The organism is Amycolatopsis rubida (assembly GCF_900115345.1).
Lineage (GTDB): Bacteria > Actinomycetota > Actinomycetes > Mycobacteriales > Pseudonocardiaceae > Amycolatopsis > Amycolatopsis rubida.
Map to the genome: position 1 here is coordinate 62,717 of NZ_FOWC01000006.1, position 12,768 is coordinate 75,484.

Here is a 12,768-nt window from a genome sequence, read left to right on the forward strand (position 1 = left end):
TCATGCTCCAGTCGGAACCGTTCGACGCGGGAGGACGCCTTCATGACCATGCAGCCTGAACGCGGCGCGGACGTGCCGCTGCCCGACCTGTGCGTGCACGAGCTGTTCGCCCGGCACGCCGCGGCGGCACCGGAGGCCGCGGCCGTGTGGTATGGCGAAGAGCGGCTCGGTTACGGCGAGCTGGACCAGCGCGCGAACCGGTTCGCGCACTTGCTGCGGGCGCGGGGAATCGGGCCGGAGACGCCGGTCGTGCTGTGCCTGGAGCGCGGCACGACGCTGCTGGTCGCGATGCTCGGCATCCTCAAGGCGGGCGGCTATTACGTCCCGCTCGACCCGGGTTATCCGCCCGAGCGGCTCGCGTTCATGCTCGGCGACTCGGGCGCGGCGGTCGCGGTGACCGAACGGGCGCTGGCGGACCGGGTCCAGGCCGCGCCGACGGTCGTTCTCGCCGACGAGGCCGACCTCGGCGGCTGGCCGGACACCCCGCCGGACGCGGATGTGGTGCCGGACAACCTGATCTACCAGATGTACACCTCCGGATCCACCGGCCTGCCGAAGGGCGTGCAGGTGACCCACCGCGGGGTCGTCCGGCTCGTGCACGGTTCCGGCTTCGCCGATTTCGGTGCGGGAGAAGTGTTCCTGCTGCTGACGTCGTTGTGCTTCGACGTCTCGACGTTCGAGTTGTGGGGCGCGCTCGCCACCGGCGCGGCGCTGGCGGTGCTGCCGCCGGGCGTGCCGGCCGCGGCGTCGATCGAGGCGGCGGTGCGCCGGTTCGGGGTCACCACGGTGTGGCTCAGCTCCGGGCTGTTCGGGCACGTGGTGGACGACCGGGTCACCGCGCTCGCCGGGGTGCGGCACGTCATCGCGGGCGGCGACGTCGTGCCGCCGGTGCAGGCGCGGCGGGTGATCGAAGAACTCGGGGCCGAGATGAGCAACGGATACGGCCCGACCGAGTGCACCACTTTCGCTTGCGTGCACCGGGGGATGACCGTCGCGGACACCGCCGGGCCGATTCCCATCGGCAAGCCGATCGCGAACACGCACGCGTTCGTCACCGGCGCCGACGGCGTGCCGGTCGAGCCCGGTGAGCGTGGCGAATTGCTGCTCGGCGGGCCCGGTCTCGCACGCGGCTACTTCCGTCGTCCCGCGCTGACGGCGGAACGGTTCGTTCCCGATCCGGCTGGCGGCGGCGGACGGCTTTACCGCACCGGCGACGAGGTCGCCCTCCGGCCGGACGGGACATTCGCCTTCTTCGGACGGCTGGACCAGCAGGTCAAGATCCGGGGTTTCCGGGTGGAACCGGGCGAGGTGGAAGCGGCGCTGACGGCGCATCCGCTCGTGCGGTCGGCAGTGGTGGTGCCCTGCGAACGCGACGGCGGCGACCGGGTGCTGGCGGCGCACGTGGTGGCTTCGCGGCCCGCGGCGGCCGAGCTGCGGGAATTCCTGCTCGTCCGGTTGCCCGCGCATCTGGTGCCCTCGTTGTGGTCCTGGCCCGACGAGTTGCCGATCACGCCCAACGGCAAGGTGGACCGCGCGGCGTTGCCGGAGCCGGAGGAGGCCCGGCCGGCGGGGGAATTCGTGGCGCCGCGCACGCCGGTTGAGGAAGCTGTCGCCGAGGTGTGGCGGGAATTGCTCGATCTCGAACGCGTCGGCGTGCACGACGACTTCTTCGCCGACCTTGGCGGGCATTCGCTGCTGGCGACGCGGGTGGTCGCGTTGCTGGGAGAGCGGTTCCCGGTGGAATTGCCGGTGAGCACTGTGTTCGAGGCGTCGACGGTGGAGCTGCTGGCGGCCGAGGTGCACCGGGCGGTGACGGAGTACGTGGCGGCGCTGTCCGATGTGGACGTCCAGCGCGCGCTCAGCTGAGCGCCGTCAGGGCTCCATCGCGATGAGGACCGGGCTGATGCTCGTGATTTCCTCAAGGAGGTGTGTCGCGCCGCGTCGCGATCGCGGGAGTCGATGCCCAAGAACTCGCTGATCGCCGGGTAGATCCAGCCGGCGTGGTCCGGATGCGAGCGCCGTGGCCACCAAACGGAGGCCGACGGTGTCGAATCTCCGGAGCAGGGCTTCCGCGGTCGCGCGGGTGACGGCGGTGTCCCCTGTTGCCCAGCACGAGGCTCACCAGTGCCGGTTGCACCTCCGCGACCTCGCCGAAGCGGGCCAGGCCCCATCCTGGTAGGCCGGGCTGCTCGCCAACGCCAGCAGCGAAGCCACGCACGCCTGCCTCGTTCCCGTCGTCACGAGTACAGCTTCCGCCGGCGGCCGCCGCGGAGCAACGGATTTTCAGGCTCGTTCGATGACCGTGGCCAGTTCGGCGACCGTCCGGGCGGCGAAGAGATCCCGCAACGAGACGCGGACGCCGAGCTTCTTCCTGATCCGCGCGAGCACCCGGGTGGCCAGCAGGGAATGCCCGCCGATGCGGAAGAAATCGTCGTGGACGCTGATGTCCTCCACCCGCAGCACCTCCCGCCAGATGTCGGCCAGCGCGTGCTCGACCGCGGACGTCGGCTCGGCGACGGGTTCGGCGCGGACCGCGTTGTCGGCCGAGGGGTCCGGCAGCGCGGCGCGGTCCACCTTCTTGCTCGGTGTCAGCGGCAGCGCGGGCATCGCTACCCACTGCGCCGGGACGAGATAGTCCGGCAGCTGCGACCGCAGACTTGCCCGCAGCGCGGCGAAATCCGGCTCTCCGGCAGCCGCGACGACATAGGCGACCAACGTCCGCTCCGGCAGGTCCTTCACTACGACAGCCGCCGCGCGCACCGCGGGATGGGCGTCGAGGACGGCTTCGATCTCGCCGAGTTCGATCCGGAAGCCGCGGATCTTCACCTGGCGGTCGAGCCTGCCGAGGAACTCGATGGTCCCGTCCGAGCGGAAGCGGGCGCGGTCGCCGGTGCGGTACAGCCGGGCGCCGGTCGAGTACGGGTCCGGCACGAACTTGTCCGCGGTCAGCGCGGGACGGCGGAGGTAGCCGCGCGCCACGCGCAGGCCGCCGAGGTGCAGTTCGCCGGGCACGCCGACCGGAGCAGGCGCTCCGGCGGGGTCGAGCACGTACGCGCTGGTCGCGGCGACCGGACGGCCGATCGGCAGGCTCGGAAGGTCGAGATCGGCGTCGTCGGCCCAGTGCAGCACGCTGGAGATCGTCGCCTCGGTCGGGCCGTAGCAGGCCAGGAAGCGGCCGGGCAAGCGCAGTTCGCGCCAGCGCCGGGCGTCTTCGGCGGTGACGACGTCCGCGCCGACGTTCACCATGTTCAGGCACGCGACCCGCGGATCGCGCGGCGTGAGCACGCCGAGCAGTTCGCGGTAGTAGGCCGGGGTCAGGTTGACGCTCGTGATCCGGTGCCGGCTGAGCCGGCCGGCGAGTTCCTCCGGTTCCCAGAACAGCGGATCGCTCAGCACCACCGACGCGCCGGCCAGCAGCGGGCCGCCGATCTGCTCCAGCGAACCGTCGAAGGCCAGCGAGGCGAGCGAGAGCACCCGGTCGGCCGCGGTGATCCCGTATTCGCGGGCGATGATCTGGGCGTGTTCGGCGTAGGATCCGTGCTGGATCTGGACGCCTTTCGGCCGTCCGGTCGAGCCGGAAGTGTAGATGACGTAAGCGAGATGATCCGGTTCGACGGTCCAATCCGGACTGTCCGAAGAGGAATCCGCGGTCTGTTCGAGGGAGATGACGGGGCAGCCGGTGCCGGCGAAGAGCCCGGCGTAACGTTCCTCGGTGACAACAGCGGCGGCGCGGGCGTCCTCCGCAAGATAGGCGAGCCGGCCGGGCGGGTTGGCCGGGTCGAACGGGACGTACGCCGCGCCGGATTTCAGCACGCCGACCAGCGCGACCACGGCGCCGACGCTCCGTTCGAGGCAGACTCCGACGGTTGATTCCGGGCCGAGCCCGCTCGCGCGCAGGTATCGGGCGAGCCGGTTGGCTGCCGCGTCGAGCTGGGCGTAGGTGAGTTCCTGGCCGCCGCAGTGGATGGCGAGGCGGTCCGGGGTTTCGGCTGCTCGCTGGGCGAAGAGGCCGGGGAAACAGCCCGGGGTCACTTCGTAGCCCGGGGTCCGGGCCCAGCCGGTCAGCAGCGCGAGTTCCGCGTCCGGGGTCAGCGCCAGTTCGCTCAGACGCTGCGCCGGATGGTCGGCGATGCTCTCCAGCAGGCACTGGAAGCGGGCGGCCAGCCGGTGTGCGGCGGCGGGCTCGAACAGGGCGGTCGGATAGGTGAGAGTGCCGGTCAGCGAGCCGTCCGGGCGGTGTTCGAACTGCAGTCCGAGGTCGAACGACGCGGCCGTCCAGTCCACATCGGACTCTTCGACGTCCAGTCCGGGCAGCCGGAACCGGTGCCCGGGCACCTCGTGCAGGCCGAAGAACGCCTGGACCAGGGGGTTGCGGGACAGATCGCGGTCCGGTTCGAACTCGCCGACGAGCCAGTCGAAGGGGACGTCCTGGTTGTCGAAGGCTTCCAAGGCGGTCCCGGCCACCTGGTCGAGGAACGTCGTGAACGCGGGGTCGCCGCCGAGGTCGGCCCGCAGCACGAGGGTGTTGACGAAGAATCCGGCCAGCCCCTCGACCTCGGCCGGGGCGCGCCCGGCGACCGGGCAGCCGACGGCGATGTCCGTGCCGCCGGTGTGCCGGGCGAGAAAGACCTGGTAGGCGGCCAGCAGGACCATGAACGGCGTCGCCCGGCGGGACCGGCCGAGCGCGGTGAGCCGGTCCGCGAGCGCGGCGGGGACCTCGACCCGGACCGCCGCGCCGGCCGGATCCCACACCGGTCCGCGCGGACGGTCAGCCGGGAGCTCCAGCGGCGACAGCCCGGCGAGCCGTTCGCGCCAGTAGGCGAGCTGGCCCGCGAGCCGAGTGTCGGCGTCTTCCCGCTGCCAGAGCGCGAAATCGGCGTACTGGACGGGCAAGGCGGGCAGCTCGGGCAGGGTGCCGGCGTGGAACGCGCGGTACAGCTCGGCGAGTTCGGCGGCGAGGACGTCCCAGGACGCGCCGTCGAAGGCGATGTGGTGCACGACGATCAGCAGCACGTGCTCGCGCGCGCCGAGACGGAACAGCCGGGCCCGCAGCGGCAGGTCGGCCGCGAGGTCGAAGGGCACGGTCAGCTCGGCCGCGACGACGGTGTCCAGTTCGCTTTCCGCGACACCCTCGATCGGCAGCGGCACCGGTTGCGGCTTCCCGACCACCTGGACCGGCACGCCCTCGCGGCTGCGGTACCGCGTCCGCAACACTTCGTGGCGGGCGACGAACGCGTCGAGCGAACAGCTCAGCGCGGCGACGTCCAGCTTGCCGCGGACCCGCAGCGTCAGCGGGAGGAGGTATTCGGTCCCGCCGGGCCGCAACTCGTCGAGGAACCACAGTCGTTCCTGCGAGAAGGACAGCGGCAGGTCGCCGGGCATGGTCATGGCGCCAGGGTGGCCGTTCTCTCCCGGCGGGCCCAGAGCCGGGACGGTGCGCTCGTTGCTGCGCGTTCTTCTCTGTCGCGCCGCCGCCCGCGCGGGAAGGCTCGGCTCGCGACGGGACGGGTGTGCCCGGCGCGAGGACGAGGAGGACCCGGATGAGCGAGGACGAACGCACCTACGGCGTCGTGCTCAACGACGAGGAGCAGTACTCGATCTGGCTGGTCGGCCGCGAACTGCCGGCGGGCTGGCGGTACGAGGGGAAGCGCGGGCCCAAGCAGGAATGCCTCGACCACATCGACGAGGTGTGGACGGACATGCGGCCGAAGAGCCTGCGGGAGCGGATGCGGGCGGACGCTCCGGCCTAGCGTTCGTCCGCCCGGTTCGTGAGGGGAACTCTGAGGGAATCAGATTCCCTCAGAGGGTGTTGTGGAACCCGGTGGCGTGGTCGGGCGTTGACTGTGATGTCGGCGTGGCGCGCCGTTCGCTGGACGGTTGTGTGCAAGCTTCCGCCTAACACACGGATTCAGCGACTGACCACGCGGGTTTCGAAACACCCTCTCAGGGTTCCCCTCACGAACCGCACACCGGGCTTGCCTCGCCTTCCCCGCGATCAGCCCGGACATACCTCGAACGCGGCCGCGGCGCCTCAAGTCCCATCAGAGTCGGTGAGGGCCCCTTCACGGCATGCCCGCCGATCGACCCGCAGGGGGAGCGATGACCACCGAACAGTCCCGGCGCGACGAGCTGCTGGAGCGCTACCTGTCCGCAGCTCCGGCCCCGGCCGCTCCGGCATCCGCGATCCGGGCCGACCGCAGCCGTCCGCTGCCGCTTTCTCCGGCACAGCAACGGGTCTGGGTGCTGGACCGGCTCCGTCCCGGCGGAACCGAGTACGTGGTGACCGCGGCGTGGCGGCTGCGCGGCCCGCTCGACGTCGAGCGGCTGCGGACGTGCTGGCAGACGATCGTGGAGCGGCACGAAATCCTGCGTACCACCTACGTCGAACGCGCCGGCGTGCCGGAACAACTCGTCGGGGAACCCGGGGTCGATCTGGCCGTCCAGGACGTCCCGGCGGAGGACGTCGAGGCGGTCACCCGGGAAGCGGCGTCGGCGCCGTTCGACCTGGCGCGGGACCGGCCGTTGCGGGTTCGGGTGCTGCGGCAGTCCGCGACCGAGCACGTTCTTTTGCTCGTCGTGCACCACATCGCGTACGACGGATGGTCGACGTCCGTCGTGGCACGGGAACTGGAGGCGCTCTACGCCGGGGAGGCCTTGCCCCGGCTGCCGGTCCAGTATGCCGATTTCGCCTCCTGGCAAAGGAAGCACGCGGCCAGTGAGCGAGTGACGGAGCAGGTCGAGTTCTGGCGTCGGCGCCTCGACGGGGTCGTGCCGCTGACTCTCCCGACGGACCGTCCCCGTCCGCCGGTGCACGACCCGCGCGGGGACATCCTGCGATTCACCGTGGACGCCGGACTCGGCACTGCGGTCGCCGCGCTCGGCCGGACGCATCGGGCGAGCACTTTTATGGTGCTGCTGGCCGCGTATCAGATTCTGCTGAGCCGGTATTCGGGGCAGGAAGACGTCGCCGTCGGCACTCCGGTCGCTGGACGCACGCGTGCCGAGGCGCAGGATTTGGTCGGGCTGTTCCTGAATACCCTGGTACTGCGGGCCAGGGTGGACGGTTCGGTGCCGTTCGCGGATTTCCTCGACGTCGTCCGCCGGGACACCCTCGACGCGTATTCCCGTCAGGACGCGCCGTTCGAACGGCTGGCCGACGAGCTGGTGCCGGACCGCGATCTGTCCCGCAATCCGCTCTTCCAAGCCATGCTCGTGCTCCAGAACACCGCTGACGCCGGGTTCGAGGCGGCCGGACTGCGCGGCGAGCAAGTCCATTCTCCCTGGCACAGTGCGAAATTCGACCTGACACTGGAAGTGACCGAGCGGCCGGACGGTGCCTTGGACGGCGTGCTGGAGTATCCGGTCGCGCTGTTCGACCGGTCCACTGTGGAGCGGATCGGCGGGCATTTCACCGAGCTCCTGCGCGGTATCGTCGCGAATCCCGGTGCACCGCTGGCGGATCTTCCTTGGTTGAACGCTGCTGAAAAGGCCGAGCTGGCCGGGTGGAACGAAACTGACGTTCCTTTCGAGGCCGGGACGTTGCTGTCGCTCATCGCCGAGGGGGTCGCTGCTGGTGAGGCAGCGGTGGTCGCTGGTGGTTGTGAAGTGTCTTATGCGGAGCTGGACGAGTTGTCGAATCAGGTGGCGCGTTGGCTTCGGGCGTGTGGGGTGGGGCTGGAGTCGGTGGTGGGGGTTCGGCTGGAGCGCGGGGTGGAGATGGTGGTCGCGTTGGTCGGGATTCTCAAGGCGGGTGCGGCGTATCTGCCGCTGGATCCGGATCATCCCGAGGACCGGTTGCGGTTCATGGTCGAGGATTCCGGCGCTGAGGTGGTGATTGAGCCAGGCGATCTCACGGCTCTCGATCAACCACGGTGCCCGGTGGATATCGTTGTGCGGCCGGAGAACGCGGCGTACGTGATCTATACCTCGGGGTCCACCGGCAAACCCAAGGGCGTGGTGGTCGAGCATCGCGGGATCGTGAACCGCTTGCGGTGGATGCAGGATGAGTACGGCTTGACGCCGCGGGATCGGGTGCTGCAGAAGACTCCCTTTGGCTTCGATGTGTCGGTGTGGGAGTTCTTCTGGACGCTGTCCGTCGGTGCGACGCTCGTGATGGCCCGGCCGGGCGGCCATCGCGATCCCGAATATCTCGCGGAAGTTCTCGTGGCGGAAGGGATCACGACGGCGCATTTCGTGCCGTCGATGCTGCGGGCGTTTCTGTCCGGACCGGTGCCGAGGTTGCCGGTGCGGCGAGTGTTGTGCAGCGGTGAGGCGTTGCCGGACGAGCTGGCGGAGCGGTTCCACCGGCTGGTCGGCGCTGAGCTGCATAATCTCTACGGGCCGACCGAGGCGTCAGTGGACGTCACGGCGACCCGGTGCCTGCCGGGGGAGGCGGTCACCATCGGTCACCCGATCGCGCACACTCGCATCCACCTTCTGGACGGCGAGTTGACCATCGCGGGGGTGCAACTGGCGCGCGGCTACCTGAACCGTCCGGCGTTGACGGCTGAGAAGTTCGTGCCCAATCCGTTCGCGGAGACGCCGGGGGAGCGGCTGTACCGCACCGGCGACCGCGCGCGGCGGCGGGCGGACGGGGCGTTCGAGTATCTCGGCCGGTTCGACCACCAGGTCAAGATCCACGGCAACCGGATCGAACTCGGCGAGGTCGAGGCCGCGCTGCATTCGCATCCGATGATCGCCGCGGCGGCTGCCGCGGTGCACGACGACCGGCTTGTCGCCTACTGCGTTTACCGTGCCGGAGCCGCGCCGTCGACGTCCGAGTTGCGGGCCCGTCTCGCTCGTACTCTGCCGGAGTCGATGCTTCCTGCGGTGTGGACGTCGCTGGCCGCGCTGCCGCTCACGCCGAGTGGCAAGATCGACCGCAATGCGCTGCCCGCGCCGGACGGCACCCGTCCGGCGCTGGCGGCCGGCTATGTCGAGCCCCGGAATGCGGCCGAGGCGGCGATCGCCGAGATTTGGGCGGACGTGCTCGGGATCGGCCCGGTCGGCGTCCATGACCCGTTTCTGGAGCTTGGCGGCCGTTCGCTGGCTGCTGCCCGGATCTGTGCCCGGGTCTCCCGCGGCACGGGGCGGCGGTTGTCCGTCGCGGATCTGTTCACCGCGCCGACGGTCGCGGAGCTGGCCGAAGTGGTCGCGGCGGCGCCGCCTATCCCAGAAGTCCATAGTGGACATAGCGCGGTTTCCGCGGCACAGCACCGGATGTGGTTTCTCGACCAGTTGTCGGGACCGTCCGCGACGTACACGATGTACGAGGCCTACCGATGCACGGGAGAGCTGGACGTCGAGGCATTGCGGCGCGCGTTGGCCGAGGTGGTCCGGCGACACGGGACCTTGCGGACGACGTTCCGGAGCCGTCGCGGCGAACCGGAGCTGGTGGTGTCCGCCGAGGGTGAGATTCCGGTGACGGTGGCGGACGGGCCGGCGGAGGAGATCGTCGACGCGGAGCTTCGCCGGCCGTTCGATCTGGCTCGCGGGCCGTTGCTGCGGTGCACGGTGATCCGCGGCGAGCCCGGGCGGTTCACACTGCTCGCGGTGATCCACCACAGCATCGCCGACGACACCTCGATGGAGATCTTCTGGCGCGACCTCGCCGAATGCTACGCGGGGCGGGCGTCCGCGCTGCCGGAGCTGGCGGCGTTGTATGCCACGCCGGGCCAGGGCGGTCTCGAGTACTGGAAGTCGGCGTTGGCAGGTGCGCCGCCGGCGCTCGAACTTCCGGACAGCCTTCCGCGACCGGCCCGTCAAGCGCAGCTGGAAGGCACCGTCGAGTTTTCCGTGCCGCAGCACGTCATTAGTGCGCTCGAAGCCGTGGCGGCCGAGGCGGGCGCGACGGGGTTCATGGCTTTGCTCGCCGCGTTCGTCCTCGACTTGCGCCGGACGACGGGGCGAGACGATCTCGTCGTCGGCACCTTCGCAGGCAACCGGCCGTCGGTCGAGGCGGAAGACTTGATCGGGCTCTTCGTGAACACGCTCGCGTTGCGGGTGCGCGTACCTGGCGATCCGGCATATCCGGAGGTGCTCGCCGCGGTGCGGGAGGCGGTCGTCGGCGGGTTCCGGCATCAGGACGTCCCGTTCGACCAGGTCGTGGCAGCGCTGCGGCCGCCGCGCGACCTGAGCCGGAATCCGGTGGCGCAGGTGGCGTTCCAGTCGCTCGGCTCGCTCTCCGGCCGGCTCCGGCTCGACGGCATCCGCGCCGAGCCGTGGCGGGCCGGGCAGGGCGGGAATCCGTTCGACGTGCTGGTGACAGTGCGCGAGCATCCCGACGGGCTGGCCGGGACGCTGCATTACGACCGGGCGCTGTTCACCGAAGCCGCGGCGAAGACGATGGCCGACCGGTTCGTCCAGGTCGTGCGGACGGTCGCGGCGGCCCCGGGCACGCGCGGCTCGGAGCTGCCTGGATGAGCGGATCTCCTACACTGGACGGGTGGACGGCGAGGCGGCGTACCGGCCGCAGCTCGGCGAACGCGAGCTGCGGGTGCTCCGGCTCGTCGCCGAGGGGTACAGCAACAGCGAGATCGCGGCCGAACTCGGCTGGTCGGAGCACACCGTGAAGAACGCGCTGTACGACCTGATGGCCCGGCTGGGAGTGCGGAACCGGGCGCACGCGGCGGCTTACGCGGTGCGGAACGGGCTGATCTAGGGCAGCGCTGGGGACCCGGCGGCCGGGCGGATTTTCCTGGCAGGGGACGAGGGGTTGGCTCGTCCGTGCCGCGGTGCCGCGGTGCCGCGGTGCCGCGGTGCCGCGGTGCCGCGGTGCCGCGGTGCCGCCGTGCCGCCCGGTGCGGACAGCGGGCAGCGGAAATCACGCGACGATGCCGACTCCGGCGCAGCCCCTAAATCAGCCCTTGCCGCACCGCGAACGCCACCGCGTGCGCCCGGTTCCGCAACCGCAGCCGGTGTGTGATGTCGTGCACGATCGTCGTCACCGTCCGGGCCGAATAGGCCAGCGCGGAAGCGATCTCGGCGGTCTCATGCCCGTCCGCGACCATCCGCAGGACGTCGCGTTCACGCGCGTCCAAGGTCGGCGCGGCAGGGGCCGCCTGCCGGGCGTCGAACAGGTCGCTCAGCAGATCCGGCGGCATCGTGCCGTGGCCGGTCGCGGCCGCGCGGACAGCGGAGACCAGCGTTTGTTCGCACGCCTGCTCCCGCCGCAACACCCCGCAAGCGCCCGCCTCGATCGCGCGTGCCGCGCGGGGTGCGTCGACTTTGCCGGTCACCACCAGCACGGTGGCGTTGCGTTCCTTGGCCGTCCGGATCGCCTCGACGGCCGCGTCGTCGACCTCGTCGACCGCCAGCACCGCGACTCCGCCGTCGGCGCCGGCGAATTCGCCGCGGCCGTAGAGCGCGCTTTCCAGTCCGGCGCGCAGGAACGGGTCGGCGGCGAGCACGCGCACCGGGACGGTTCGTTCGAGGGTGGTCATTTTCCCTTTTCCTCTCGGCTCGCCGCCACCGCGACGGGTTCTTCGAGCAGGTCCGGCAGGTCTTCCGCGCGCCGCAGCGAGGGGCGGGCGGCCAGGCAGCCCAGCACGACCAGCAACAGTCCGGCGAGCAGGAACATCAGGGCCATGCCCCGGCCGGGGCCGGTGCCGATCAGCCGCCCGACCGAACCGGCCAGTGCTCCGTCCGGGCGCATGAGCGGTTCGAACACGCCGTCGGCGAGCGGGCCGGCGACGAGGTACGCGACCGGGCTCGCGGCCTGCGACACGGCCCGCGAGGTCGCCATGACCTTGCCGAGGTTCGCCGGGTCGACCTTGCTCTGCAGCACGGTCTGCGCGGTTCCGGTGATCACCGGCAGGGTGAACAGGAAGAACGGCCCGATCGCGATCACCAGCGCCAGCGACGGCGCCAGCGCGTGGACGGCCAGCGCGATCCCGCCGAACGCCATGAACGCGGCGATCCCGCGCATCCGCTTCCTGGGCCCGCCCCAGACGCCCATCACGAGGCTTCCGGCGAACAGTCCGCAGCCGCCCGCGAACACCTGGAAGCCGAGTCCGGCGGGGCTGGCGAAGGACAGCACCAGCGGCCGCACGAGCGTCCCGGCGATGCCGAAGCAGAAGTAGAACCCGGCCAGGACGCCGAGCAGGCCGGTCAGCCCGGGGCGGCGGCGCAGTTCCGCCCAGCCCGCCGGAACCTGCCGCCAGATCGACGGGCCGCCCGGTTCGGGGGCGGCGGTGCGCACGGCGGCGCCGGGGAGCGGGACCAGCGCGACGACCAGCAGCGACGCGGCGAACGTCACGAGGTCGATCAGCACCACCCCGCGCAGGCCGGTGAGCGCCAGCAGCGTCCCGGCGACGACCGGTGCGGCGATCTGCGCGCTGAACACCACCTGGGACAGCCCGTTCGCCCGGCTGAGGTGCTGTTTCGGCACCAGCAGGGGAATCATCGCGCTGAAGGTGACCTGCTGGAGGGTTCCGCACATCGCGGTCAAGGCGGTCACGACGTAGACGTGCCAGGCCCGCAGCTGGTCCGCGTCGATCAGCAACGCCAGTGCGCCGAGCGAAGCGAGCGCGACGCAGTCCGCGGCGACGAGGATCCGGCGGCGGTGCCACCGGTCGGCCAGCGCGCCCGCGAACGGCGCGATCAGCAGCGCCGGGATCGCGCCGGACAGCATGATCAGCGCGAACTGGGTGGCCGAACCGGACCGCTCGTAGGTCCAGACGCCGAGCACGAACCCGGTCAGCGCGGAGCCGACGATCGAGACCAGCTGGGCCGACCAGAGGAGGACGAATCCCCGCGTTCCCATCGTGG

Annotated in this window: 7 protein-coding genes; 4 read left to right on the forward strand and 3 right to left on the reverse strand. The window is 71.0% G+C overall.

The window, feature by feature from the left end; translation table 11 throughout:
* Nucleotides 1-42 precede the first annotated feature (42 nt).
* Complete coding sequence (locus BM362_RS23270; RefSeq protein ID WP_093574531.1) at nucleotides 43-1,866, forward strand: non-ribosomal peptide synthetase; 1,824 nt, start codon at nucleotides 43-45, stop codon at nucleotides 1,864-1,866.
* A gap of 417 nt (nucleotides 1,867-2,283) precedes the next feature.
* Here BM362_RS23270 and BM362_RS23275 read toward each other — a convergent pair whose 3' ends face one another.
* Nucleotides 2,284-5,388, reverse strand: a complete 3,105-nt coding sequence (locus BM362_RS23275) for a non-ribosomal peptide synthetase (protein ID WP_093574532.1) — start codon at nucleotides 5,386-5,388, stop codon at nucleotides 2,284-2,286.
* Between the two features lie 152 nt (nucleotides 5,389-5,540).
* Between BM362_RS23275 and BM362_RS23280 the strand changes: the two genes are divergently transcribed.
* The 3 genes from BM362_RS23280 (at nucleotide 5,541) to BM362_RS49215 (ending at nucleotide 10,660) form a co-directional block, all read left to right on the forward strand.
* A complete protein-coding gene (locus BM362_RS23280) occupies nucleotides 5,541-5,750 on the forward strand; it encodes an MbtH family protein (protein ID WP_067591886.1) in 210 nt (69 codons plus the stop codon).
* 349 nt (nucleotides 5,751-6,099) lie between these two features.
* Nucleotides 6,100-10,422: a non-ribosomal peptide synthetase gene (locus BM362_RS23285; protein WP_167545401.1), complete on the forward strand. Its 4,323-nt coding sequence runs from the start codon at nucleotides 6,100-6,102 to the stop codon at nucleotides 10,420-10,422.
* A 22-nt stretch (nucleotides 10,423-10,444) separates the two neighbouring features.
* On the forward strand, nucleotides 10,445-10,660 hold the full coding sequence (locus BM362_RS49215; protein WP_009077456.1) for a response regulator transcription factor: 216 nt from the start codon (nucleotides 10,445-10,447) through the stop codon (nucleotides 10,658-10,660).
* Nucleotides 10,661-10,853: 193 nt separating this feature from the next.
* On the opposite strand, the gene BM362_RS23295 is transcribed toward BM362_RS49215, so the two are convergent.
* Together BM362_RS23295 and BM362_RS23300 are read right to left on the reverse strand one after the other, a co-directional pair.
* Nucleotides 10,854-11,441 (reverse strand): response regulator transcription factor, encoded by a 588-nt coding sequence (locus BM362_RS23295; RefSeq protein ID WP_067591890.1) that lies wholly within the window; start codon nucleotides 11,439-11,441, stop codon nucleotides 10,854-10,856.
* Nucleotides 11,438-12,763 carry an MFS transporter gene (locus BM362_RS23300; protein WP_093574534.1) on the reverse strand — a complete coding sequence of 442 codons (1,326 nt, stop codon included), beginning with the start codon at nucleotides 12,761-12,763 and terminating at the stop codon, nucleotides 11,438-11,440. Before BM362_RS23300 ends, BM362_RS23295 begins: the two co-directional genes overlap by 4 nt.
* Nucleotides 12,764-12,768 lie beyond the last annotated feature (5 nt).

Excerpts from the sequence above, each read along its gene's own strand:
- BM362_RS23285 (WP_167545401.1), top strand. The coding sequence starts at position 6,100 with ATGACCACCGAACAGTCCCGGCGCGACGAGCTGCTGGAGCGCTACCTG.
- BM362_RS23295 (WP_067591890.1), bottom strand. The coding sequence starts at position 11,441 with ATGACCACCCTCGAACGAACCGTCCCGGTGCGCGTGCTCGCCGCCGAC.
- BM362_RS23270 (WP_093574531.1), top strand. The coding sequence starts at position 43 with ATGACCATGCAGCCTGAACGCGGCGCGGACGTGCCGCTGCCCGACCTG.
- BM362_RS23280 (WP_067591886.1), top strand. The coding sequence starts at position 5,541 with ATGAGCGAGGACGAACGCACCTACGGCGTCGTGCTCAACGACGAGGAG.
- BM362_RS23275 (WP_093574532.1), bottom strand. The coding sequence starts at position 5,388 with ATGACCATGCCCGGCGACCTGCCGCTGTCCTTCTCGCAGGAACGACTG.
- BM362_RS23300 (WP_093574534.1), bottom strand. The coding sequence starts at position 12,763 with ATGGGAACGCGGGGATTCGTCCTCCTCTGGTCGGCCCAGCTGGTCTCG.